The 23,446-nt window shown below is 71.1% G+C and carries 24 protein-coding genes and 1 pseudogene; 7 read left to right on the forward strand and 18 right to left on the reverse strand.

What is annotated here, in order from left to right; translation table 11 throughout:
* Positions 1–663: 663 nt before the first annotated feature.
* The 14 genes from ACWGIF_RS29170 to ACWGIF_RS29235 form a co-directional block, all read right to left on the reverse strand.
* Positions 664–1,038: a hypothetical protein gene (locus ACWGIF_RS29170; protein WP_453501929.1), complete on the reverse strand. Its 375-nt coding sequence runs from the start codon at positions 1,036–1,038 to the stop codon at positions 664–666.
* A 66-nt stretch (positions 1,039–1,104) separates the two neighbouring features.
* Positions 1,105–1,743 (reverse strand): OmpA family protein, encoded by a 639-nt coding sequence (locus ACWGIF_RS29175; protein WP_453501931.1) that lies wholly within the window; start codon positions 1,741–1,743, stop codon positions 1,105–1,107.
* Between the two features lie 4 nt (positions 1,744–1,747).
* Positions 1,748–2,341, reverse strand: coding sequence for a hypothetical protein (locus tag ACWGIF_RS29180; RefSeq protein WP_453501933.1), 594 nt, complete (start codon positions 2,339–2,341; stop codon positions 1,748–1,750).
* Positions 2,342–2,372: 31 nt separating this feature from the next.
* Positions 2,373–3,026: a pilus assembly protein TadG-related protein gene (locus tag ACWGIF_RS29185; protein ID WP_453501935.1), complete on the reverse strand. Its 654-nt coding sequence runs from the start codon at positions 3,024–3,026 to the stop codon at positions 2,373–2,375.
* A complete protein-coding gene (locus ACWGIF_RS29190; RefSeq protein ID WP_453501936.1) occupies positions 3,026–3,271 on the reverse strand; it encodes a hypothetical protein in 246 nt (81 codons plus the stop codon). The genes ACWGIF_RS29185 and ACWGIF_RS29190 overlap by 1 nt, the downstream gene beginning before the upstream one ends.
* 110 nt (positions 3,272–3,381) lie before the next feature.
* Entirely contained in the window at positions 3,382–4,068 is a 687-nt protein-coding gene (locus tag ACWGIF_RS29195) for a response regulator (RefSeq protein WP_453501938.1), read from the reverse strand.
* A gap of 3 nt (positions 4,069–4,071) precedes the next feature.
* Entirely contained in the window at positions 4,072–4,965 is an 894-nt protein-coding gene (locus tag ACWGIF_RS29200; protein ID WP_453501939.1) for a DUF5936 domain-containing protein, read from the reverse strand.
* A gap of 16 nt (positions 4,966–4,981) precedes the next feature.
* Entirely contained in the window at positions 4,982–5,920 is a 939-nt protein-coding gene (locus ACWGIF_RS29205) for a type II secretion system F family protein (protein ID WP_453501941.1), read from the reverse strand.
* Positions 5,917–7,266 (reverse strand): CpaF family protein, encoded by a 1,350-nt coding sequence (locus ACWGIF_RS29210; RefSeq protein WP_453501943.1) that lies wholly within the window; start codon positions 7,264–7,266, stop codon positions 5,917–5,919. The genes ACWGIF_RS29205 and ACWGIF_RS29210 overlap by 4 nt, the downstream gene beginning before the upstream one ends.
* Entirely contained in the window at positions 7,263–7,643 is a 381-nt protein-coding gene (locus ACWGIF_RS29215) for a TadE/TadG family type IV pilus assembly protein (protein ID WP_453501944.1), read from the reverse strand. The genes ACWGIF_RS29210 and ACWGIF_RS29215 overlap by 4 nt, the downstream gene beginning before the upstream one ends.
* Position 7,644: 1 nt before the next feature.
* The gene (locus tag ACWGIF_RS29220) at positions 7,645–8,010 is read right to left on the reverse strand and encodes a TadE/TadG family type IV pilus assembly protein (protein WP_453501945.1); all 366 of its coding nucleotides are present in this window, start codon (positions 8,008–8,010) and stop codon (positions 7,645–7,647) included.
* A 3-nt stretch (positions 8,011–8,013) separates the two neighbouring features.
* Positions 8,014–9,285: an AAA family ATPase gene (locus ACWGIF_RS29225; protein ID WP_453501947.1), complete on the reverse strand. Its 1,272-nt coding sequence runs from the start codon at positions 9,283–9,285 to the stop codon at positions 8,014–8,016.
* A 7-nt stretch (positions 9,286–9,292) separates the two neighbouring features.
* On the reverse strand, positions 9,293–9,994 hold the full coding sequence (gene cpaB, locus ACWGIF_RS29230) for a Flp pilus assembly protein CpaB (RefSeq protein ID WP_453501949.1): 702 nt from the start codon (positions 9,992–9,994) through the stop codon (positions 9,293–9,295).
* A 48-nt stretch (positions 9,995–10,042) separates the two neighbouring features.
* On the reverse strand, positions 10,043–10,960 hold the full coding sequence (locus ACWGIF_RS29235) for a hypothetical protein (RefSeq protein WP_453501951.1): 918 nt from the start codon (positions 10,958–10,960) through the stop codon (positions 10,043–10,045).
* Positions 10,961–11,307: 347 nt separating this feature from the next.
* Between ACWGIF_RS29235 and ACWGIF_RS29240 the strand changes: the two genes are divergently transcribed.
* Both ACWGIF_RS29240 and ACWGIF_RS29245 read left to right on the forward strand, forming a co-directional pair.
* A complete protein-coding gene (locus tag ACWGIF_RS29240; RefSeq protein ID WP_453501953.1) occupies positions 11,308–13,002 on the forward strand; it encodes a chitinase in 1,695 nt (564 codons plus the stop codon).
* A gap of 124 nt (positions 13,003–13,126) precedes the next feature.
* The gene (locus tag ACWGIF_RS29245; RefSeq protein ID WP_453501955.1) at positions 13,127–14,458 is read left to right on the forward strand and encodes a M14 family metallopeptidase; all 1,332 of its coding nucleotides are present in this window, start codon (positions 13,127–13,129) and stop codon (positions 14,456–14,458) included.
* A 71-nt stretch (positions 14,459–14,529) separates the two neighbouring features.
* Here ACWGIF_RS29245 and ACWGIF_RS29250 read toward each other — a convergent pair whose 3' ends face one another.
* Both ACWGIF_RS29250 and ACWGIF_RS29255 read right to left on the reverse strand, forming a co-directional pair.
* The gene (locus ACWGIF_RS29250; RefSeq protein ID WP_453501956.1) at positions 14,530–14,958 is read right to left on the reverse strand and encodes a RidA family protein; all 429 of its coding nucleotides are present in this window, start codon (positions 14,956–14,958) and stop codon (positions 14,530–14,532) included.
* Entirely contained in the window at positions 14,955–15,707 is a 753-nt protein-coding gene (locus ACWGIF_RS29255; protein ID WP_453501957.1) for an IclR family transcriptional regulator, read from the reverse strand. Before ACWGIF_RS29255 ends, ACWGIF_RS29250 begins: the two co-directional genes overlap by 4 nt.
* Positions 15,708–15,995: 288 nt before the next feature.
* Between ACWGIF_RS29255 and ACWGIF_RS29260 the strand changes: the two genes are divergently transcribed.
* The 3 genes from ACWGIF_RS29260 to ACWGIF_RS29270 are packed head-to-tail and all read left to right on the forward strand — an operon-like array spanning position 15,996 to position 19,907.
* Entirely contained in the window at positions 15,996–17,276 is a 1,281-nt protein-coding gene (locus ACWGIF_RS29260) for an amino acid deaminase (RefSeq protein WP_453501959.1), read from the forward strand.
* A gap of 10 nt (positions 17,277–17,286) precedes the next feature.
* On the forward strand, positions 17,287–18,867 hold the full coding sequence (locus tag ACWGIF_RS29265; RefSeq protein WP_453501960.1) for an N-acyl-D-amino-acid deacylase family protein: 1,581 nt from the start codon (positions 17,287–17,289) through the stop codon (positions 18,865–18,867).
* 23 nt (positions 18,868–18,890) lie between these two features.
* Positions 18,891–19,907 carry a YdcF family protein gene (locus ACWGIF_RS29270; RefSeq protein ID WP_453501961.1) on the forward strand — a complete coding sequence of 339 codons (1,017 nt, stop codon included), beginning with the start codon at positions 18,891–18,893 and terminating at the stop codon, positions 19,905–19,907.
* Positions 19,908–19,982: 75 nt separating this feature from the next.
* On the opposite strand, the pseudogene ACWGIF_RS29275 reads toward ACWGIF_RS29270, so the two are convergent.
* Positions 19,983–21,327 (reverse strand): annotated as a pseudogene (locus ACWGIF_RS29275) (carbohydrate-binding protein).
* A gap of 178 nt (positions 21,328–21,505) precedes the next feature.
* Here ACWGIF_RS29275 and ACWGIF_RS29280 point away from each other — a divergent pair.
* A complete protein-coding gene (locus ACWGIF_RS29280; RefSeq protein WP_030034983.1) occupies positions 21,506–21,691 on the forward strand; it encodes a hypothetical protein in 186 nt (61 codons plus the stop codon).
* Positions 21,692–21,940: 249 nt separating this feature from the next.
* Here the strand turns inward: ACWGIF_RS29280 and ACWGIF_RS29285 are convergent, their stop codons facing one another.
* Positions 21,941–22,888 (reverse strand): LysR substrate-binding domain-containing protein, encoded by a 948-nt coding sequence (locus ACWGIF_RS29285; protein ID WP_453501963.1) that lies wholly within the window; start codon positions 22,886–22,888, stop codon positions 21,941–21,943.
* Positions 22,889–22,994: 106 nt separating this feature from the next.
* Between ACWGIF_RS29285 and ACWGIF_RS29290 the strand changes: the two genes are divergently transcribed.
* Positions 22,995–23,441, forward strand: a complete 447-nt coding sequence (locus ACWGIF_RS29290; protein WP_453501964.1) for a nitroreductase/quinone reductase family protein — start codon at positions 22,995–22,997, stop codon at positions 23,439–23,441.
* Positions 23,442–23,446: the final 5 nt, after the last annotated feature.

The following is a 23,446-nucleotide window of genomic DNA, read 5'->3' on the forward strand; positions in this document are numbered from 1 at the left end:
CCCCAGATCCGTATTCGAATTACGCGACCCCGACATCAGGTTCGTCAGAACCTGCGTCCCCATGTCGAACTTCATCCCACTCCTCCCCCGCACACTCCAACGACCGAAAGTATGACTAGTTTCATCAACTCACGTCGCATCTGCAACCGGGAACCCACCACCTGTAACCCACTTATGACAAACCAACCGCTGCCGTCACGAGCCTTTCAGATGCCGCGTCAGATCGGGACGGCCCCAAGGTTGCTTCTGGGCCGGCGTACCGCAAACGCGGCCGCACCGGCGTTGCGTGCCCCTGCCTCGGCGTTGAGGGGTGGAGCCCCACGTCCCGCCGCCAGGCCCGAGGGCCTCCCCCGAAGCCCCCGGCTCCCGCCGCACGACACCCCACCGCGGCGGCCGTCTGCCGCAGCACTGCATGCCGTCGGGCCGCGCAGTGAGCAGCGCGCCGGGGGTGCACATGGGGCGCGTGGCCGTCGTAGACGGTCAGCCGGAGCGATCGACGTGGTGGCGGGACGGACACGTCCAGACTCCGCCCGGCATCCAACCGCAAGGGCCGCTGCACCAGGCGCCGCCGCCCGAACCGTGTTCGCCTCTGTGATCTGATCCCCCAGCCGTCCCGGCATCCGAGGGCGGCCTGCGGGTGGTTTACACCGCATGACAGCAGCGTCAGGACTCGAAGTCGGCGACGCGCGGCCGTACGCGGGATACGAGCACGAGGTGCCCCTGCACGCGCAGCCGCCGCAGTCGGCGGGCCACGGCCGTGCGGGAGTGTGACGCACCGCCGGGAACGTTCCCTATCGCCAGGGACGTCCGGTCGTTGCCGTGGATCGCGCAGCCGGAACCGTGGGCCGCGGCCTCGTGAGCCACGGCCGGGCTCAGTCGGCGGCAGATGGCCGGCTCGCCCGCCTTGATGTACCGGAGCCTCCGTCGGAAGGCGTCGGCGGTGTCGGTGAAGTACCAGGCTCCCGCGACGGCGATGTCGCTGCTGCCGTCCCCTTCCGCCCCTATTCGGTAGCGGTTGATCTGGGCCCGCTCTGGCACCGTGCACAGGTGTTCCCGCTGCGCCCGGGTGGTTCGGCGGCCGCCGGAGTGTGGACCGGGAACTGGCTAGCCGCCCGCGCTGCGGGGGAAGGTGATCTCGACGCGGCGGTTCTTCTTGCGGCCCTCCTCGGTGCTGTTGTCGGCGATCGGGTAGTCCTCGCTGTAACCGCGCACGTCGAAGACGACGCTGGGGTTGGTGACGGTCTTGGCCAGCTCGGCCTGCACGGCGTCGGCGCGCTGCTTGGAGAGTTCCTTGCCGTGCTCGTAGCTGCCCTGGTCGTCGGTGAACCCGAAGACTCGGATGCGGGTCGCCTTCTGCGTGTTGATCTCGTTGGCGATGGCCTGGATCCGGGCGGCGGCCTGCGCGTTGAACACGGCGCTGTTCTCGGGGAACAGCACCTCCGACTGCAGGGCCATCATGACGGTCTGGTTGGTCTCCTGCCGCCGCTGCTCCCCGCCGAGGTCTTCGACGACCTCGGCGATGTCGAGCACCTTGACGGGTGCGAGGGTCCCACCCTGCGGGATCTTGAGGCCGGGGGAGTTGGAGTCGATGGCGACGGGGGCGGAGGCGGAGGGCTCGGTGCCGGGGGGTACGGACGGCTTGACGTCATCGGCGTACGCGGTGCTCGCCCCGACGAGATGCCCTCCGGCAACAACAAGCGCTGATGCTATGGCAGTTGCGGCTACTTGCTGACGTGTGATCATGGGGTCACCCAGAGATTTTGACAGCGGCCGTGGCAAAGGTCGGGAGGCTGAACTCCACCTCATTGGTAGAAGTCGGTGGTGCGGGAAACTGGGCAAAGAAGGGGATCACTTGGCCGGCGTCTACGCTGGAAACACCTGTCGTGCACAGGCACCTGGACTCAGTGTCACGAAGGACGTAGTAGCGCTTCTTGCCTGCCTTGTCGACCAGCGTTGCGCCGGCGACCGATTCGCCAGTCCCCTTGAGTTCGATGCCACGCCAGGCAACCGTGTCCTTATATGACTGGCTACCCGTGTTCTTGATCTGACCAGTGACGGTGAGGAATCCACCCGGGTCTCTCCGCGCCGAGTTGATCGTCAGGGTCATGCCAGCCTGTCCATTGAGCGTGGCAAGCACCTCAGTGGCATCCGAGCTCTGGCCTGTAGCCGGAGCCGCGTCCTGAGATCCCGCTCCCTGAGCTTGGGGCGTTGAGGACTTCTGCGGGTCCTTCGACTTATTGCTGTCGCCATCCCCGCCACACCCGGCCAACGTGAGGGCTATGACCGCCGCACCTGCAACGGCCACTCCCCCACGGACCTTCACCATGCGCCGAATGCTCATCTATGAACGCTTCCTTGTCTCTGGTTTCCTGTCAGTCCACGAGTCGCACGCCGAACAGCTTCCTGGTCAGGGCGCTGAGCGAGCCCGGCTTAAGCGGATCGAGTTTGACGAGCTCGCCGTCGCATGTGAAGTTCACGGTTGCCGGAGGCGGCGTAGGGGCGGGAGAGCCGCCCTCGGGAGTTGTGGGTGTGGAGCTCGGAACGGGAGCTGTGGGAACCGCGCCCAGGCGGCACTTCGGCTCAATCAAAGCCGTGGCCGTTGCGGTGCCATGCATGCTGCCGGTCTCAGGAATCACGGACTCTCCCACTGTCCCCCTGGTCTCCACCCTGACGGTGAATCTCGGGAGAGAGGGCTCGCATCCCGATACCTCTGCGTCGTTCCTCGCCGCGAAGGCTTCCGCCGCCGCGCAGGCCTCACCGACTTTGAGCAAATCCCCATCGACGATCTTCTTCCAGTCCGCAGGCTGCACTGCGGCAAGGTCGAGCCCGAGCAGTACCTTGTCCCTGGCCTCACGCCCAGCGGCCAAGGCCGCCGCATCCGCGGCCCCCTGGGCATCGCTGCGCGTGACCGCTGCCTGGCCAATGACGAAAAGAGCAAGCGCCGCGAAGAGCAAGCCCGCCACCATCACCACGTAGATCGGAAACGCCTGCCCTCGGTCACGCCCGGGCTTCCCCTGGATATCCACTAGCCCGCTTTGATGTCCGTCACCGCTTGCTTGATCCGCTTGGTGATCTCCGATCCGACGCCGGAACCAACAATCGCTCCAACGATCACGATGACCACCAAAATGATGCCCAGGTATTCGAACGCGGTCTGGCCGCGGTCGCTCCCCGCGTGACGCCTGCGGAGCCTCGTCGCGGCCGTGTCCGCCCACCCGTTCACCCTGATGCGCGCCTCCACGGCGACCTTCAGCAGCGTGTTCTGTGACATGGGGGTTCCCTCCCGGGCCGGTACCGGTGTCGATCTGCGGACGGTACGGCGAGTCACCAGTCGTGACCAAGGGTCCCGGGACCCAATTACGGACCCACTGCGCACTCCGTCTACCCATGACCGGTCACTCCTGGACGGGCGGTTCCCAGCCAGCGGGCTATCGCCTCGCTGCGCGTGGCGCTCCGGAGTTTCGCGAAGATGCGGTTGATGTGGTTCTTGACCGTCTTCTCGCTGATGAAGCAGGCCGCGGCGATCTGCTGATTGCTCATCCCGGACGCGATCAGATCCATGATCTCCACCTCTCGGGAACTCAGCCCGAAGACAACAGAGTTGTGCATCCGCTCAGAAGACTGTGCCACAGTTCGTTGCGGATGCGAAGAGGACCGGAGCTCCGCGAGGAGTGCGCTCGCCGCCGTCGGGGTGAAGTGGGGGCGGCCCAGTGGGGCGTCGTGGACCGCCCTGAGCAGCTCGTCCGTCGTGAACTCGCCGTGCACGAGGTAGCCCCCGGCGCCCAGCAGCAACGCCTCACGCACGACGTCTGCTTCCCTGCTGTACGTCAGCATCAGTACCGGCGCCAGCTGCACCAGGTGCGGCAGGGCCGAGATCCCGTCCACCCCCGGCATCCGGACGTCCAGCAGGATCACGTCCGGGGCGTGCCGGCGGGTCAGGCTCAGTGCTTCGCGGCCGTCCGCCGCCTGGGCTATGACGTCGAGGTCCCCGGCCGTGCCCAGGATGGCCGCCAGGCCCGCCCTGATGACCGGGTTGCCGTCGGCGATGAGCACACTCAGCCGGGCCATGGCTCAGCCACCCCCGAACAGGGCGCCGAAGTCGACGTTCGCGCCGTAGACGAAGCCGCACACCAGGAGGATGAGCGTGCCCGGCAGCATGAACATCGTCACGGCGAACGTCGCCTTCGGGACGGCCCTGGCCGCACGGCGACGGGCGTTCTGGGCGTCCGTACGGCGCATGTCCTCGGCGATCGCGATCAGCGTGTCCACGATGGGGGAGCCGAGTTCCTCGCCCTGCTGGAGGGCCGTCACGAATTGCGCGACCTGCTCCGAGTCATTGCGGCGGCGCAGCTCGTCGAAGGCCTGCCGGCGGCTGACGCCCATGTCCATCTGCTGGAGCGTGATGCGGATCTCGTCCGCCCACGGGCCCTCGTACTTGTCCGCCACCCGGTCCAGCGCCTGCCGGAAGCCGAGCCCCGCGCTCACCACCACGGCGAGGACGTCCAGGAAGTCGGGCAGCGTCCGCTCGATGTGGTCGCGGCGGATCCGGATCGCCGACCACAGGCCGGCCTCGATCCAGAACAGGCCGAAGGCCACCATGAGCAGGGCGGCGACCAGCTGGCCGTTGATCAGCATGGAGAAGGCGCCCGCGGCGCCCAGGGCGCCGTACACCGCCCGCCGCGCCGCGTACCGGTCGATGGTCAGGCCGGCCGGGTTGCCCGCCATGTCGATCTGACGGCGCTTGCGGGCGACCCTGGCCGGGCCCATCGCGCTCAGGACCAGGGGCGCCCAGCGGATGCCCATGCGGTCGACGAGGGAGCCGACCGCCGTCGTGCGGGTGGCTCCGACCTCCAGGGCCAGGGCGAGGTCCGTGGGCAGCTTCACGTCCGCGCGGTAGAGGCGGATGCCGTGGAAGGCGCCGAGGACCGAGAGGGCCACGGCGAGTGCGAGAAGAAGTCCGGTCATCGTCCTGTCGTCCCCCTCAGACGTCGATCTTCGACAGGCGGCGGATGAGGAGGAAGCCCAGAGCGAAGAGGCCGAGCGCGATGAGGACGGCCGTCTGGCCGAGGAACGCGCCCGTCATCCGGTCCAGGGCGCCCGGCATCATCATGTCGACGAGCAGCAGCGAGCCGAGTCCGATGGACGGCACCAGGTACGCCGTCACCGTCACCTGGGACAGCTGCGTGCGGATCTCGCGGCGGGTCTCCTTGCGCTGCTCCAGCGTCACCGTGAGGTTGCGCAGGCTGTCCACGATCGCGCCGCCCGCGCGGGCCGACAGGACCAGGGTGGAGACGAGGACGACCAGCTCGCGGGAGGGGAGGCGTTCGGTGAGTTCACCCAAGGACTCCTCGATGGAGTGGCCCACGGCGAGGCGGTCGGCGACGCGCGAGAGCTCCTCGCCCGCCGGGGCCTCCAGCTCCTCGGCCGCGATGGCGATGGCCGTACGCAGGGCCAGCCCGGCCTGGGTGGCGTTGGCCAGGATGCGGGCCAGGTCGGGGAGCTGGTTGATGAACCGTTCCGTACGGCGCGTCCGCTGCCAGTTGAGGAAGGCGTTCGCCGCCCAGACGCCGATCGCCCCCGCCACCGGCCCGAAGAACGGCGCGAGGAGGGAGGACGCGATGAGCCAGACGCCCGCGACGGACCCGAGCATGTAGACGAAGAACTCGCCCGGCGTGAGGTCCAGGCCGGTGGTCGCCAGCTTCAGCTCGATGCGGCGGCCGAGCTTCGTGCGGCGCAGCCGCCGGTCGACGCCCCGGAAGCGGCGCCGCCGGCCCAGGGGCTCCGGCACGCCGCTCGCCGAGAGGCGCTCGATGAGGGCGGCACGCTGGGCGCGCCCGGCGACGTACGCCTGGAGTCCGGCGACGACGAGCACGCAGGCCAGCAGGGTGGCGCCGAGGGTGAGGAGGATGAGTGGGTTCACAGGGCGGTCCGGGAGATGTGCGGGGTGGTGAGGGGGTCGTCCGGCAGGGCGACCCCGAAGGCCTGCGGGATCGGCTGGTTGTTCATGTAGAGGCGTTCCGCGATCCGGCGCGGCAGCGGGTAGTACGCGAAGTAGCCGTGCACGCGCCCGTCCGCCCCTATCGGCTGGGCGGCGAAGCGGCAGACCGTCGTGATGCGGAAGGGCTCCCGGCCGTGCGATTCCAGGATGGAGATCTCCGTGATGCGGCGTGATCCGTCGCCGAAGCGGGTGAGCTGGACGATGACGTTGACGGCGCTGTTGATCTGGTCCTGGAGGGCTTCGAAGGGAATCTCGACCTCCGACATGGAGGCCAGCGTCTGCAGGCGCATGAGCGCGTCCGAGGAGCTGTTGGCGTGGACGGTGGCCAGGGAGCCGTCGTGACCGGTGGACATCGCCTGGAGCATGTCGAGGGTCTCGCCGCCGCGGACCTCGCCGACGATGATGCGGTCGGGACGCATGCGAAGTGAGTTCCGTACGAGGTCGCGGATGGTGATCTGGCCCTTGCCCTCGACGTTCGCCGGGCGGGACTCGAGGCGGATCACGTGCGCCTGCTGGAGCTGGAGTTCGGCGGAGTCCTCGATGGTGATGATGCGCTCGCCCTCCGGAATCAGGCCGGAGAGGGCGTTCAGGAGGGTCGTCTTGCCGGTACCGGTGGCGCCGGAGACGATCACGTTCATCTTCGCCGCGACGAGGCCGGAGAGCAGGAGCAGCATCTGCTCGTCGAGCGAGCCGAGGGCGATCATCTCGTGCAGGGTGAAGGCACGCGGGAAGCGGCGGATGGTGAGCGTCGCACCGGTCAGGGAGAGCGGCGGGATGATGACGTTGACGCGCTCGCCGCTGGGCAGGCGGGCGTCCACCATCGGATTGGCCTCGTCCACGCGGCGGTTGACGGTGGAGACGATGCGCTCGATGGTCTGCATCAGCTGTTCGTGCGAGGCGAAGCGGATGGGGAGCTGCTCGACGCGGCCGGCGCGCTCGACGAAGATCTGGTCGGGGCCGTTGACCATGATCTCGGAGATCGAGGCGTCTTCGAGGAGCGGTTCGAGCACGCCGAGCCCCAGGGCCTCGTCGACGACCCGGCGGATCAGCTGCGCGCGCTCGACCGTGGAGAGGACGGGCCCTTCACGGCTGATGATGTGGCCGAGTACGCGCTCCAGCCGCGCCCGGCGCTCGGCGGGCGCGAGCGCGGACATCTCGGCGAGGTCGATCTCCTCCAGCAGCTTGGCGCGGTAGGAGGAGACCAGGCGGCCGTCCTCGCGGGGGCTGTGGCGGTCGTCGGGGGTGTTGACCCGGGAACGCAGGCTCATGGTCCGGTCACCTCTGGGTCGTCGTTGGGCATGACCGCCGTGGCCGACGCCTTGTGGGCGTCGAGTCCGGGAACGATGGAGTTGGCGGTGAGGATGACGGTGACGCTGACCGCGTCGGGCGAGTTGGCCCAGGTGAATGCGGCACTCGCTCCCAGCCCACCGCTGATCGCGGCCCGTCCCGCCGCCTCACCGCCCTTGCCGTAACGGGCTTCGACGCGCGCGGCGGTGCGCGCCGCCGTGTCAGCCTGTTCCTCGGCGTACGCGACCCAGCCCAGCTGGATCGCGCACAGTGCGACGAACAGCAGGATCGGGACGAAGCCGATGTACTCCAGGGCTACTTGGCCCTGGTCGGAGCGCCACTTCCGGTTCCGGTTCATGTCACTCCTTTTCCATCGCCGCGCCGCCCGTGCCGGTGATCTCTCCGAAGTTGAGCCCGGGGTAGAGGACGGGGATCTTGAGCGTCACGGTCGCCTTGTAGATGTCGCCCGCAGGACCGCACTCCGCGCTCATGCCCCATGCGGCCGAGATGTGCTCCCCCGCGGCAGCCGTACAGGCGCCGCGATCTCCCGTCACCGCCCCCGCCCGCGCCGCCTCGTCCGCCGCGTTCCCCGCCAGGGAGAACGCGTAGCCGATCAGTACGCACTCCCACACCGCCGCCACCAGGAGCAGGATCAGCGGGACCATGCCCACGAACTCGACCGCCACCTGCCCCCGGTCCCCGCGGCGGGGTCTGCGCGACGGCATGCGTCAGCCCTCCCGGCCGCGGCGCAGGCGTGAGACCGGGCCCGCGGAGCGGACCGCCACCGCCGCACCCGGGGTGCGGGCGGGAGGGGCGGCGTCCGGGGCCGACAGCAGGCCCAGTTCGCCCGCCAGGGTCCACAGGGCCTGCTTCACCGTCGAGCGGTTGTCCAGGTCCTGGACCCGGCCGGCGTCCACCACCGCCTGGAGTTCCTTGAAGGCCGCGGGGACCGGGGTGCGGGTGGCGCGGGTCTTGGTGATCTTCTCGATCAGGGCCGGCTGGATCTCCGTGTGCTTGCTCCAGCGGTTGACGACCATCGTCGTGTCCTCCGCCTTGCGCACCTGCAGGCGTTCCCACATCCGGACCATCCGCTTGGCCGCGCGCACCGCGACCACGTCCGGGGTGGCGACCAGCACCGCCACGTCCGCCATCTCCACCGCCGCCGCGTTCGCACCGGTCACCTGCGTGCCGCAGTCGATGACGACGAGCTCGTAGCGGCTGCGCAGGGCTCCGACGATGTGCCGGGCGGCCCGGTCGTCGACCTCCTCGCCCCGTTCGCCGTCGGCGGGGGCGAGCAGCAGTGCCAGCCCCGTGCGGTCGTCGTAGACCGCGTCCTGGAGGACCCTCGGGGAGATGTCCTGGATCCCGGCGAGGTCGGCGATGGAGCGCCGGAACTGCACGTCGAGGTACGAGCCCACGTCGCCGGCCTGGAGGTCCATGTCGACCAGTGCGGTACGCCGTCCCGAGGCCGCCGCGGCCAGCGCGAACTGTACGGCTGTGAAGGTGGTGCCCACCCCGCCCTTGGCTCCGGCGACCGTGACCACCCGGCCGCCCGGGCCCGTGAAGACGTCGGCGGCGGCTCCCTTCCCCAGATGGCGGCGCACGCCCACGGACCACTGGGCGGCGGCCTGGACGCGGGCCGCGAGCTCTTCGTAGGAGAGCGGGAGGCCGATCAGCCCGCGCGCGCCCGAGTCCATCGCGGCGGAGAAGAGCCCCGGGCCGGCGTCCGAGGAGACCAGGACCACGCCCACCGCCGGGAAGCGCAGGGCGACCTCCCGGATGAGCTCCAGTGCGGGCACCGGGCCGATCCGCTCGTGGACGAGGACGACCTCGGGGAGTTCGTCGATGGAGTCGGCGGCCAGGCGGGCCAGCAGGTCGAGGAGGCTCGTGGAGTCGGCGACGGGGGCGGCCGGCTCCGCCGACGGGAGCTGGCTCAGCAACGTCACGAGGGCGCGCGCGGCGTCCGGGTCGCCGACCGCGGGGAGGATTCGGGTGGTCATGCGCGCCTCACTTGTCCCCGTCGAGGGTGTACGTACGGTCGCTCGGGCTGGGCGCCGAGTCGGTTCCGGGGGCCACCAGGGCCAGGCGTACGTGCTCCGCGAAGGACTCGGCGTAGGCGACGCGCTGGGTGTCCTTGGTGTTCAGGGCGAAGGTGATCGGGACGGCCTCGGCGGGACCCTTGCGGTCGCTGTCCTTGTCGAGGGCGGTGAGCTTGCCGACGCCCAGGACCCGGGCGTTGGCGACGATGATCACCGAACGGGAGGGGTCGGTGTCCTTGGCCCCCTTGAAGGTGGCGATGATGTTGACCTTGGCTCCGGAGGTGATCTTCCCGGCCACGCCCGTCGCCGCGTCGATCATGATGGCGATCTCCTGTTCACCGGGCTGGAGCTGCGGCCGGTCGACGAACATGTCCGCCTGGAGCAGCGAGCCCTTCTTCAGGGTGGTGAGCGCGATCTTGTCCTTGAGCGCCCCGAGGTCGGTGACGGCGGTGTCGGACAGCCACCGCACGGGGATCCTGACCTGCTCGAACTGTCCGGCCGCCAGCGGACTGTACGGCGGGATGTCGCCCTTGGCGCGGTACGCGACGACCTCGGCCCCGACCTTGGAATTGACGTCGCCGATCACCACGAGGACTCCGGCGAAGGCCCCCAGGGCGCACAGGACCGACAGGAGCAGCAGAATGACGCCGCGGCGCTGGCGTGAGTTCATGGGCCTTACAACCTCGCCGTTCTTCGTTCGTTGGTGCCTTCGGGATGGTCAGGGTCTGGAGCGGGCCGTACTGGCGGGTGGCGGCGGCGCGTCGAGCGGTGCGCTCAGCGGCGCGGCGCAGAAGCCGCAGCGGTCGCCGATGAGTTCCAGGCCGCACCAGCGGCACTCCTCGCGGCGGACCGAGGCGACCAGCTGGTAGAGCACGGAGAGGTCCGGGATGCCGGCGGCGAATTCGACGAGCTTCTGGGTGCCCCACCAGCGGGGTGAGCCGGCCGGCAACGGGTTCTCCATGACGCCCTGTACCTGCCAGGCGGGGGCCAGTTCGGCCGCCACCCAGTCGGAGGCGAGCTGGCCGCGGGCGAAGGTGAGGTGCGTGGCGAAGCCGGGGCCGGCGGGCATGACGGCCGGCCCGCGCGCCCCACCGTGCGCCCCGCCGGAGGACCCGCCGGAGGAGCCGAGCTTCGCCAGGTGCGGCGTCGGGTGGGCGAGTACGGCGAACTGCGCGCTCGGCGACCACGACCGGGCGTGCGCCCCCAGTCCGACCGGGACCCGGACGCGGTCGAGCTTGGCGACCGAGCCCAGCAGGGCGCCCGCGTAGATGTAGTGGGACAGCAGCCGGGCCGCGGAGGCGATGATTCCCGGGCTGAAGTCGCAGACGCTGATCTGGCGCAGCTGACGGGCCAGCAGGGCGGTTCCGAGCGGCGGCAGATCGATGCCGAGGAGCGCGATCCGGTCGGTTTCCAGAATGGCCCGTACCGTGTGCAGCCGCTGGACGGTGGAGCGCGGCAGCCAGGGCGGTACGAGGGCCACGAGGTGGCCGTGCCGCTCCAGCAGGGCTCCGGTCTCGGCGAGCGCACCTTCCAGGTCGAGCTGCTCGGGCGGGTGCAGCACGGCGGCCCCCGGCGTGTGCCGGTCAGGGGCCGGAAGTACCAGATCGGTGCTGGTGACAGCGATGGCGGTCGGCACGCGAATTCCCCCGTTCCCCCACATTCACCCCGTGCGCCCCGGTCGTTCGCATGCTCGGCGCACGCTCGGCGCGTACGTGCACATGCTGCGCGACCGCAAACGATCGACGCCTTCCCCCTTGCCCCAGCACCATATCCGCGTCACCCCTGGCAGGGCAGGTGCTTGGAAATTCCCGTGCCGTGAGCACATGTCACAGCTGACCGGAAACCCGGACAACAGGGATCGCACCGCCGAGCATTTCAAGCCACATTGCAAAGACGCTTGACACAAGGATTGGTCTGGACCAACTTGGCTCCGGGGTGCCCCACTTGCCCCCGCCTTCACCTTCCTCCCCCCACGGAGCCCACGTGAACCGCATACGTTCCCTCGCCCTCCTGGGCGCCACCACCCTCACCGCAGGCGCCCTGACCGCCCTCGCCACCGGTACGGCACAGGCGGTGGACGTCAACGTCGCCCGCAACGGCGGCTTCGAGTCGGGACTCGCCGACTGGTCCTGTACCGGCGGGAGCGGCGCCTCCGTCCCCTCGCCCGTCCACGCCGGAGCGGGCGCCCTCAAAGCCACCCCGTCGGGTCAGGACAACGCCCGCTGCAGCCAGACCGTCACAGTCAAGCCGAACTCGACGTACACGCTGAGCACGCAGGTCCAGGGCAGCTACGTGTACCTCGGCGCGAGCGGGACCGGCACCCAGGACGTCTCCACCTGGACCCCCGGTTCGGGCTCGGGCTGGCAGAAGCTGTCCACCACCTTCTCCACCGGTCCGAGCACCACCCAGGTCACCGTCTACACGCACGGGTGGTACGGCCAGCCGGCCTACTTCGCCGACGAGTTCAGTGTCTTCGGCCCCGACGGCGGCGGTGGCACCGACCCCGGCCCGTCGGTCCCCGGCGCGCCGGGCGGCACCGCCGTTTCCGGCCAGAGCGCGAACGGCCTCACCCTTTCGTGGAACGCGGTCAGCGGCGCCACCGGCTACCACGTCCATCAGGACGGCGTCCGGGTCCAGACCGTGTCCGGAGCCTCCGCGCAGATCACCGGACTCGCCGCCTCCACCTCGTACTCCTTCCAGGTGAGCGCGTACAACGCGGCGGGCGAGGGACCCAGGTCCGCGGCGGTCACGGGCACGACCACCGGCGGCGGCAACCCGAATCCCAACCCGGCCGTCCCCAAGCACGCCCTGACCGGCTACTGGCAGAACTTCAACAACGGCGCGACCGTCCAGAAGATCTCCGACGTCTCCGCGCAGTACGACATCATCGCCGTCTCCTTCGCCGACGCCACCACCACGCCCGGCGCCATCACCTTCAACCTCGACTCGGCCGGCCTCGGCGGCTACTCCGTCGCCCAGTTCAAGGCCGACATCGCGGCGAAGAAGGCGGCCGGCACGTCGGTCATCCTCTCCATCGGCGGCGAGAAGGGGACCATCACGGTCAACGACTCCGCCTCCGCGAACAACCTCGCGAACTCCGCGTACGCCCTGATGCAGGAGTACGGCTTCACCGGCATCGACATCGACCTGGAGAACGGCCTCAACCCCACCTACATGACGCAGGCGCTGCGCTCGCTGTCCGCGAAGGCGGGCCCGTCCCTGGTGATCACCATGGCGCCGCAGACGATCGACATGCAGTCCCCGCAGGGCGGCTACTTCAAGACGGCGCTCAACATCAAGGACATCCTCACCGTCGTAAACATGCAGTACTACAACAGCGGCTCGATGAACGGCTGCGACGGCAAGGTCTACTCCCAGGGCTCGGTGGACTTCCTCACCGCCCTCGCCTGCATCCAGCTGGAGGGCGGCCTCGACCCCTCCCAGGTGGGCATCGGCGTCCCGGCCTCCCCGAGCGGCGCGGGCAGCGGCTACGTCTCGCCGACCATCGTGAACAACGCCCTGGACTGCCTGGCCAGGGGCACGAACTGCGGATCTTTCAAGCCGTCGAAGACCTACCCCGGGCTGCGCGGCGCGATGACCTGGTCCACCAATTGGGACGCCAAGGCGGGTAGTGCTTGGTCGAACTCGGTGGGTCCCAAGGTCCACGGACTCCCGTAGGCGGTACGTGTGGGGTGGCCGGAATCGGTTCGGCCGACATCTCAGGTTCTTGACCGGGACATGCCACGAGAGGACGCTGAGCGCGTCCGCACGGCTACCCCACACTCCCCACCCAGGAGAACGCATGCGGCTCCATACCCGCCGAAGGGCCGCCCTCACGGCGGCCCTGCTGGCGCTCGCACTGGGCGCACCCGCCTACGGCGTGAGCGCCACGGCGTCACCACCGCCCACGCCGTCCACGGCCACTCAGGACGAGGCCATCGTCCAGTACCGGATCCACGGTCCGTCCACCGCCGCGGACCGCACCGCGCTGCTCCGCACCGGCGTCTCGATCGACGAGGTGGACGACCACACGGTCGTGGTCAGCGCCGACACCCTCCAGGCCAAGGAGCTGAAGGCGCTCGGCTACAAGCTGAGCGCCCTTCCCGGCCCTCCGGACCGCTCGCTGCCGGGCATGGCGGCGAGCCCGATGGACTTCCCCTCGGCGGACTCGAGGTACCACAACTACGCCGAGGCGACCGCCGAGATCAATCAGCTCGTCGCGCAGTACCCGTCGATCGCGAGCAAGCGGGTGATCGGAAAGTCCTACGAGGGCCGGGACCTCTTCGCCATCAAGATCAGCGACAACGTCGCGACGGACGAGGCCGAGCCCGAGGTGCTCTTCACCGCCCACCAGCACGCGCGCGAGCACCTGACCGTCGAGATGGCCCTGTACCTGCTCAAGGAGTTCACCTCCAAGCACGGCGGCGACGCCCGGGTCACCAACGCGGTCAACGGCCGCGAGATCTGGATCATCCCGGACCTCAACCCGGACGGCGGCGAGTACGACATCGCCACCGGCCGCTACCGCTCCTGGCGCAAGAACCGCCAGCCGAACTCCGGATCCTCCTACGTCGGTACGGACGAGAACCGGAACTGGGGCTACAAGTGGGGCTGCTGCGGCGGCTCCAGCAGCAGCAAGAGCTCGGAGACCTACCGCGGCCCGGCCGCCGAGTCGGCGCCCGAGGTGAAGGCCGTCTCGGACTTCGTCCGCAGCCGGGTGATCGGCGGCAAGCAGCAGATCAAGGCCGCCATCGACTTCCACACGTACAGCGAGCTCGTGCTGTGGCCCTTCGGCTACACCTACAACGACACCGCACCGGGCCTGACCGCCGACGACCTCGCCGCGTACAAGAAGATCGGCACCAACATGGCGTCGAGCAACGGCTACACGCCGGAACAGGCGAGTGACCTCTACATCACCGACGGAACGATCGACGACTGGCTGTGGGGCAATCAGAGGATCTTCGCCTACACCTTCGAGATGTACCCGGAGAGCGGCGGGGGCGGCTTCTACCCGCCGGACGAGGTGATCGACCGCGAGACCGCACGCAACAAGGACGCGGTGCTCCAGCTGCTGGAGAACGCGGACTGCATGTACCGCTCGATCGGCAAGGAAGCCCAGTACTGCTCGTAGGACCCGCGTGAAGAGGGCGCCCCGCCACCAGGGGGGCGCCCTCCCGCATGCCCGGCGGGCGGGGAGCCGGCCTAGCCCAGAACGGCGAGGGCGTCGATCTCGATCAGCAGCCCGGCCGGCAGGCCGACGTACACCGTCGTGCGGGCGGCGGGGGCCTCCTTCAGGCCCTGCTCCTCGAAGTAGGTGTTGTAGATGTCGTTCATCTCGGCGAAGTGCCCGGTGTCCGTGAGGTAGACGCGGATCATCATCACGTCGTCCCAGCCCGCACCCCCGGTCTCCAGGACGGAGCGGACGTTCTCCAGCGTCTGCAGGGTCTGCTCACGCAGCGTCGGCCCGGCGGGGGTGGGCGGCTGCCCCTCCACGTGCGGGAGGAAGCCGACCTGGCCGGCGACCTGGAGGATGTTCCCCTTGCGCACACCGTGCGAGAACCTCGCGGGCGGGGTGGTGTGGGTGTCGGGGGTGAGGGCGGTCTTCCCGGGGCTCGCGGTGCTCGCGGTCACGTTCTCTCCTGTGCTCCTGAATAGTCCCGGCTGACGGCGCCGGCGGTACGGAGGACCTGCGGCAGCAGTGCGAGCAGTCCCTCGGCGGAGAGGACCACACCGGGCGCGGACACGGACAGCGCGGCGACGACCCGGCCGTCCGGCCCGTACACGGGCGCGCCGAGGCAGTTGACGGACTCCTCGTGCCCACCGAGGTCGGTGGCCCAGCCCTGCTCCCGTACGAGGTCCAGTTCGCGCAGGAAGGCCGCGGCGTCCGGGGTGGAGCGGGCGGTGTAGCGGGGGTACTCGATCCGGCCGGCGAGGGCCCGTCGCTCGACCTCGGGCAGGTCGGCGAGGAGCAGCTTGGCGACGGCGGCGACGGTGAGCGGCACGGGCCTGCCGATGCGGGAGTACATGCGGACCGGGTAGCGGCTGTCCACCTTGTCGACGTACACGACCTCGTCGTCCTGGTGCAGGGCGAGGTGAACGGTGTGGCCGGTGGCCTGGTTCAGCTCGACGAGGTGGGGGTGCGCGACCTCCCGGACGTCGAGGTTCTCGATGGCCTCGGCGGAGAGGGTGAAGAGCTGGGCGCCGAGGCGGTAGCGGCCGTCGGGCCGGCGGTAGACGAAGCCGTGCACGTCCAGCGTGCGGAGCAGACGCAGCGCGGTGCTCTTGTGCACGCCGAGCTCGTCGGCGACCGCGCCGAGGCCGGCGGGGCCCTTCGCGAGCAGCGGCAGGATCCGCAGCGCCCGCTCCACCGACTGGCTCATGCCGTGCCTCCCTTGTCGTCCCTGGTGCGGCATCGCTGCCGGGCCCCGCCCCAGACCCGCGCCTCAAACGCCGGCGGGGCCGGATGGTGACCAGCCGCATCCCAATGCTCACGCCGACGCCCCCGGGCTCCGCCCGGACCCGCGCCTCAAACGCCGGCGGGGCCGGATCTTCCAGCGGCGCCGCACCGGGCCGCTGCACGTTGACCCCCCGTCACCCGGGATGTTAGACAGCATGCAGCGGCACACGCAACGACCGTTGCAGGCAACGCAACTCCCGGAGGCACCCGTATGGCCAGCGACCCCGTCAAGGACCTCGCCGACGAGCCGGTCGACCACCGGTTCAAGGGACTCCCGCCGGACGCCCAGACGCACGGCCTCACCGTCGCGCAGCTCGCCGCCCAGCGACGGGACCTGTACACCGGCGGGTTCACCACCCCCGTCCTGACCCTCGACGCGGACGCGCTGGAGCACAACCTCGCCGCCCTCGGCACCTACGCCGCCCGCCACGACCTCGCCTTCGCGCCGCACGGCAAGACCTGCATGTCCCCGCAGCTGTTCCGCCGTCAGCTGGACCACGGCGCGTGGGGCATCACCGTCGCCGTCCCCCACCAGGTCCGCGTCTGCCGCGCCTTCGGCATCCAGCGGATCTTCCTCGGCAACGAGCTCGTCGATCCCGCCGCCCTGCACTGGATCGCCGACGAACTCGCCGCCGACCCCGGCTTCCGCTTCGTCTGCTACGTCGACTCCGTGCGCGGGGTCCAGCTCATGGACCGGGCCCTGCAGGGCCGGGCGGCGCGCATCGACGTCGTCGTCGAGCTCGGCGCCGGCGAGGAAGCCCGTACCGGGGCCCGTACCGACGACGACTGCCGCGCCGTCGCCGACGCGGTCGCCGCCACCGAAACCCTGCGTCTCGTCGGCATGGGCGGCTACGAGGCCGAAGTCCCCGACGCCGACCCGGCCCGCGTCCACGCGTACCTGCGCCGGCTCACCGCCCTCGCCGTCGAGTTCGACAAGGCGGGCCGGTTCGCCCCGGACCTGGAGGAGATCGTGGTCAGCGCGGGCGGCTCGGCCTGGTTCGACGCCGTCGCCGACGTCTTCGCCGAGCTCCCGGAGCTTTCCCGCCCCACCCTCAAGCTGCTCCGTTCCGGCGCGTACGTCTCCCACGACCACGGCTGGTACACCCGCCTCACCCCCTTCAACCGCCACCCCGAAGAGGGCGGCCTGCGCCCCGCGTTCCGCCTGTGGACGCAGGTCGTCTCGCGCCCCTCTCCCACCCAGGCCTTCGTCAACGCCGGCAAGCGCGACATCGCCTACGACCTGGGCCTGCCCGAGGCCGAACTGGTCCGCGACGCACTCACCGGCGACGAACGCCCCGCCACCGGCGTCCGCGTGGTCAAACTGTCCGACCAGCACGCCTGGCTGGAGACCGACTCGGCCGACGACGTGCAGGTCGGCGACTGGGTGGCCCTCGGCATGTCCCACCCCTGCACGATCTTCGAGAAGTGGCCGCTGATCCCGGTCGTGGAGGCAGACGGCACCGTCACCGACTACGTCCGCACCTTCTTCTAGGAGCGGACCGGTGGACCTGGTCATCCGGGGGGCCCGCGTCGTCGACGGCACCGGCGGGCCCTCGTACACCGCCGACGTCGGCGTCCACGAGGGCCGGATCGCCGAGATCGGCGCGCTCCCGGGCGGCCGCCGGACCCTCGACGCGCACGGCCTCGCCCTGGCCCCCGGCTTCGTCGACATGCACGCCCACAGCGATCTCGCACTGCTCCGCGACCCGGACCACAGCGCGAAGGCGGCCCAGGGCGTGACCCTCGAAGTCCTCGGCCAGGACGGCCTGTCGTACGCGCCCGCAGACGACCGGACGCTCGCCGAGGTCCGGGCCGCGATCGCCGGCTGGAACGGCCCCGGCGACGACGTCGACTTCGACTGGCGCACGGTCGGCGGGTACCTCGACCGGCTGGACCGGGCCCACGGAGGCCAGGGCTGCGCCGTCAACGCCGCGTACCTCGTCCCCCAGGGCACGGTCCGCGCCCTCGCCCTCGGCTGGGACGACCGCCCGGCGACCGCGGCCGAGCTGGACCGGATGCGGCAGCTCGTCGCCGAGGGCCTGGCCCAGGGCGCCGTCGGCATGTCCTCCGGGCTCACCTACACCCCCGGCATGTACGCCTCCGGTGCCGAACTGACCGAGCTGTGCCGGGTGGTGGCCCGCTTCGGCGGCTACTACTGCCCGCACCACCGCTCGTACGGCCGCGGCGCGCTGGCCGCCTACGCCGAGATGGTCGCCCTGACCCGGGAGGCCGGCTGCGCCCTGCACCTCGCCCACGCCACCATGAACTTCGGCGAGAACGAGGGCCGGGCCCCCGAGCTGCTCGCCCTGCTCGACGCGGCCCTGGCCGACGGCGCCGACATCACCCTCGACAGCTACCCGTACACCCCCGGCTGCACCACCCTCGTCGCGCTGCTGCCCAGTTGGGCGAACGAGGGCGGCCCGGAGGCGGTCCTCGCCCGGCTGCGCGACGACACGCAGGCCGAGCGGATCCGCCACGCGCTGGAGGCCGAGGGCGCCGACGGCTGCCACGGGGTCCCCGTCGACTGGTCGGCGATCGAAATCTCCGGCGTCGCCGATCCCGCCCTCGCCGCCCACGTCGGGACGCGCCTGGACGGCTGGGACACCGCCCGGCGGCTCCTGCTGGACGACCGCCTCGCACCGGCGGTCCTCCAGCACGTCGGTCACGAGGAGAACGTCCGGGCGATCATGCGCCACCCCGTCCACACCGGCGGCTCCGACGGCATCCTCCAGGGCGCGAAGCCGCACCCGCGCGCCTACGGCACCTTCCCGCACTACCTCGGCCACTACGTCCGCGAACTCGGCCTGCTCTCCCTGGAGGAGTGTGTGGCGCACCTCGCAGGCCGGCCGGCGGCGCGGCTGCGCCTGCCCGACCGGGGCCTGGTCCGCGTGGGGCACCGCGCCGACCTCGTCCTCTTCGACCCCGGCACGGTCGCGGCCGGGTCCACGTACGAGCAGCCGCGCAGGCTGCCCACCGGCATCCCGCACGTCCTGATCGACGGGCGTTTCGTCATGCGCGACGGGCGCCGGACGGACGTACTGGCGGGGCGCTCGGTGCGCCGAACCGGCAACGATCACCGGTAGGCCCGGCACCTACGATGGGCGGCATGGTCGCCTTCGCCCTTGCCGCCCTGCTTTTCCTCGCGTTCTGCATAAGCGTCAGACAGGACAGGCGCCGCTTCAGCAACGCCGTGCTCCTGGGGCTGACCTTCCTCAGCGCCTTCTCCGCCCTCTTCCTCCAAGTGGGCAAGCTGCCCACCTGGGCGGCCGTCACGGTCGTCGTCCTGGCCTTCGCCTCACCCGCGTTCGCCACCCTGGCGCTGGGCGTCTTCCTCGTCCGCAACGGCGTGACCATGGTCCGCAAGGAGGGACTGCGGCCGGCCAACCTGCTGTCGATGCTCGCCGGCCTCGCGATCTTCGCGCTGATCGCGTTGCTGATCCTCGTCGGCGTGGTCGGCTCCCCCGTACTGGGCGGCATCGCCGGAACCCTCACCGTGGTCGCCGGCTACGTCTCCTTCGTCTTCTTCTGCTTCCTCGGCTACGCCTTCCTCTACGGGCGGATCAAGGTGCGCGGCGACGTCGACCACGTGGTCCTGCTGGGCTCGGGCCTGATCGGCGGGGACCGCGTGCCGCCGCTGCTGGCCTCACGCCTGCGCAAGGGGCGGCAGATCTACGAGGGCCAGCTGGCCCGGGGCGGCCGGCCGCCGGTGCTGCTCGTCTCGGGCGGCAAGGGCTCGGACGAGAAGGTCGCGGAGGCCCGGGCGATGGCGGACTGGCTGATCGCGCAGGGCGTGCCGGCGCAGCACATCGTCCTGGAGGACCGGTCCACCACGACCGAGGAGAACATGCGCTTCAGCCGGGAGATCATGGAGGCGCACGATCCGGCCTACCGGTGCGTGGTGGTCACCAACAACTTCCACGCCTTCCGGGCCGCGATGCTGGCACGCAAGACCGGCGTCAACGGGCAGGTACTGGGCTCCCCCACCGCGAAGTACTACTGGCCGAGCGCCACCATCCGGGAGTTCGTCGCGGTCTTCTGGGAACACCGGATCGTGAACCTCGCGATCTGCGGTCTGCTGACCGTCTTCGGCGCGCTCGGCACGCTGGCCGCGGTCCTCGTCTGACCCGCGCCCATGCGAAGGTGCCGTGACTCCCCCCTTGGCAGCCACGGCACCGGTTCCCGGCTCAGGCGGCCTCTGTCAGACCCTCTGCCAGAGCGCCGGGACGTTCGGCGGCTCCCAGCCCGTCTGGGCCTGGTGCCCCTGGACGCAGCGGTAGGTCGCGCCGCCGTGGGTGACGGTGGCGCCGGCCGCGTAGACGGTGCCCGCCTTCCAGGTGCCGCCCGGGTCGGGCTCGCCGGGGCCGGGGCCCGGGTCGCCGCCGCTGACCTTCAGGGTCAGTCCGTACGCCGACAGGATCGGGTTCAGCGGCTGGAAGAAGGTGGTCCCGCCGCTGGAGCAGTTGCCGGAACCGCCCGAGGTGACGCCCTGGGCCTGGCTCCCGGAGAGGTAGGAGCCGCCCGAGTCGCCCGGCTCGGCGCAGACCGTCGTACGGGTCACGCCGGAGATGGTGCCCTCGGGGTAGGTGACGCTGGTGTTGTGCTGCTGGATCGTGCCGCAGTGCCAGCCGGTGGTCGAGCCGGAACGGCACACCGAGGCTCCGACGGGCTGCAGTACCGAGCCCGTGACCTGCACGTTCCCGCCGCCGCTGCCCTTCACGTACGGGGGTCGAGGTCCATTGGGCGTTCGCGGCCACCCAGGCCATGTCGTTGCCGGGGAACACCGAGGCCTGGAAGGAGCCCTGCGCGACCTGGTTGAAGCCGCTGGTGGTGGTGCCGGCGCGCCCGCAGTGTCCGGCGGTGGCGAAACCGTGCGTGGTCCCCCTGGTGACGGGGAAGCCCACGGAGCAGCGGCCGCTGCCGTTCATGTAGTACGCGTCGCCGCCGCGCAGGTCGTACAGCGGGCGCGGGGCCTCGGCCGTACGCACCACCGTGACCAGGGCGGCGTCGGTCCCGGTGGCGGACAGCAGCGCGGCGGCCGCCCCCGCCTCGGTCTCCTCGACGACCAGGGTGTTGGCGCGCGGGTCTACGTATCGGACCGGGGTCGCGGGGCCGGCGGCCCGGTCCAGCGCGGCCTTGGCGGTGTCCAGGTCGGCCAGGGCGCGGGTGACCAGCTGCGCCCGCGCCCCGGTGGCCCGTATCGCGGCGGCGGCGTCGGCCCGGGTGGTGGCCACGGTGAGGGTGGAGGCGTCGGCCCCGTCCACCCAGGCCCCGGCGAAGGCGGCGCCGAGCCGTGCATGGAGCCGGGCGGCGGTGGCCCCCGCCTCGGCCTCGTGGGCGAGTCGTGCCGTGGCCTGCGTGGGGGTCAGGCCGAGGTCGCGCTGCATGGCGGCGAGCAGCTCGGGCGGAGCGTCGGCGGTGCGCAGGGTGGTCGCCGCCGAGGGGGCGGGCGGGACGGAGTCGGCGGTGGCGCCGCTCGTCCCGGCCAGCAGCAGCCCGGCGGCGGCCAGGGCGGTACACGCCGCGCGGGCGTGTCGCTTGAGCATGGGGATCTCCTCGGTTTCCGGTGGGGGTCTGCGGAAACCGTAGAAATCCGAACCAGCGTGCGGGAGCTGCCGGTTGGCCCCTCCCCCGGTGTTATGCCCGCGGCGCCGCGGCGGCCGAGGTGCGTTCATGGGACGGCGGCCGGACTATGGGGCCAGGGGAAACCGTAGGAGGTACGCGATGGTCAGTGAACCCGACGAGCAGCCCACGCGGTCGGACCGGCTCTTCACGGGCGGGGAACGGCCGTACGACCCCGAGGACCTCGTGATGGCGACCGGCCACGACCCGACTCCGGAGCGGGTCGAGAAGGCACGCAAGCTGATCGAGAAGGAGGGCCCGCAGGTCATCGAGCGCTACCTGCCCTAGTAGCCCCGGCGCCCAACCGCTGCCCACCGCCCCCGGCCCCGGCCGGGGGCGGCTGCACCAATCCGGCCCCGTCGGCCGACCCAATCCAGCCCCGCCGGCGTTTGAGGCGCGGGCTCCCGGAGCGAAGCCCCGTGCAACGGCGCCGGGCGCCATCCATCCATCCGGCCGCCGCAGGCATTCCCAGCCCCGCCGGCGTTTGAGGCGCGGGGTCCGGGGCGGAGCCCCGTGCAACGGCGCCGCGGACAAGCCCTACGCCGCAGGCCACGGCAGGGCGGCCGGCAACGCCCCCGCCGACCTCGCCAGCGCCGCCGCATGCGCAGCCCTCGCATGCCCCAGCACCGCCACCGCCCGCCCCGCCGCACGCCCCGCGGGATGCCAGCCCAGCAGATGCCGCCACATCAGCGGATTCCCGGCCAGCGGTCGTGTGACCACCCCCGGCGTCACCGGAAACGTGGCCCGGCACAGCCCCACCGCCCGCCCCACCTGCACCAGGTGCACACAGGAGGCGGTGTCCGTCTCGTACACGCACGCGGGCGTGAAACCGGCCCGCACACAGGCCGCGGCGAAGCAGTCGCCGAAGCACCCGTCGCCCGGTACGTCCGTCCACGCCTCGGCGGCCAGCTCTGCCAGGTCGATCTCCCCGCGCGGAGCCAGGGCCAGCGGATGGTCCTCGGCCAGCATCACGTGCACCGGATCCCGCGCCACCTCCATCCAGGCCAGCCGCCCCGGCTCGGGCGGCGCGCTCTCCCCGCAGACCCCGACCAGCGCGAAGTCCAGGCGGCCGTCGGCGACGCTCCCGGCGACCTCCCTCTCGGACCAGGAGGTGTACGTGGTCACCGGTACGCCGGGCTCCTCGCGGGCGAGCCGGTCCACGAGCCCGCCGAGCAGCGGCCCGTGCGTCCCGCCGAGCCGGTGCCCCTGCGGCCCCTGCCGGGCGAACCGCAGGGCCTCCTCCTGCAGCTCGCACACCGCGGGCAGCACGACCCTCGCCCGCTCCAGCACCAGCTGCCCGAGCGCGGTGGCCCGTACGCCCTCCCGCCCGCGGACGAACAGCGCCCCGCCCAGCGCCCGCTCGATCCGCTTCAGCTGCGTGCTGAGCGCGGGCTGTGCGAGGCCGAGCGCGGTGGCGGCCCGGGTCAGGCTCCCCGCGTCGGCGACGGCCCTGACGATCTTGAGGTGCCTCAGCTCCAGATCCATACGACGAGCTTGGTCCAGACCTATGGACGTGCGCTATGGGTCGGGCGCATCCAGAATCGTTCATGCTCGTTAGCCGCCAGGGGGACACAACCCTAAGGACAGGTAAATGCACGCACTCGACGTCGACTGGGACCACCCCACGGACCCACGACCCGGCCCACGGCTCGACCACGTCCGCGCGTACGTGACCACCGCGGGCGCCGACGGGCACCTCTGGCACGGAGTCCCCACCCTCCTGCTCACCACGGTCGACCGCGCCACGGGCCGTACGGTCCGCACCCCGCTGATCTACGGCGAGGACGCGGGCCGCTTCATCGTCCTGGCCGCCGCCTACGGCGCCCCGGACCACCCCCGCTGGTACGGCAACCTCACCGCCCACCCGGAGGTCCGCCTCCAGGTCGGAGCCGCCTCCTACAAGGCGGCGGCGCGCACGGCCACGCCGGAGGAGCGGGAGACGTACTGGGACATGATGACGGCCCTGTGGCCCCCGTTCGAGGACGACCAGGCGGCCGCCCGGCCCCGCGAGATCCCGCTGGTGATCCTGGAGCCGTAGTCCGT

This window comes from Streptomyces sp. NPDC054849 (assembly GCF_053610945.1).